Origin of the sequence: Maribacter sp. ACAM166 (assembly GCF_005771495.1) — a bacterium.
GTDB lineage: Bacteria > Bacteroidota > Bacteroidia > Flavobacteriales > Flavobacteriaceae > Maribacter.
In genome coordinates, this window is record NZ_VAUW01000111.1 from 1 (window position 1) to 610 (window position 610).

Consider the following 610-nt stretch of genomic DNA (forward strand, 5'->3'; position numbering starts at 1 on the left):
TTTCCAATGCCGACATGGACTTATGACCGGTTATAAGCATTAAGTTACTTTTTGCTGCGAAAGGAGAGGTGTCTTTAAGCAACTTACGATAGAGTTTGGTAATGTAGGTATGTCTAAAGCTGTAAAGGCCATAATCCTCATTAAGATTAAAATGCTGTTTTACTTTTGCCTTAAAACGTTTTGAGAAGTAATTTCTTCTATTGGTTTCGGTAGTCGTCCAAGTACCTCCAATTTTTGTAGGCGTAAATAATAGATGGTCGGGATTCATTTCAGAAAGGTCTGGTAATTCATCTAATAATATTTGGGGTATGGTCTTCTTTTTAAGATTGCTGTTTTTGGATTGAAAGGTGATGGTTTTATTTTTCAGGTTAAAATCACCTATTCGCAGCCTTGAGACTTCTATGGGCCTCAAGAAATTGTATGCAACGAATTTAATGTAGAGTAGGAGTATGGGGTCCTCTTTTTCCAAATAGGTGAATATACTGTTCTCAACTTCTAGTGTAAAGGTTTTATTTCGCTTAGGTACCGAATTGAGGACTTTTATGTTTTTTATAAAATTGAAATTTAGTAGTTCGTTATCTTCCAGTGTCTGTAGCATTGTTCCTAGGGC

Annotated in this window: 1 pseudogene; it reads right to left on the bottom strand. The window is 35.6% G+C overall.

Going from position 1 to position 610, the window contains the following annotated elements:
* Window positions 1–598: pseudogene (locus ES765_RS21575) on the bottom strand (site-specific integrase); the annotation flags it as partial.
* Between the last annotated feature and the right edge of the window lie 12 nt (window positions 599–610).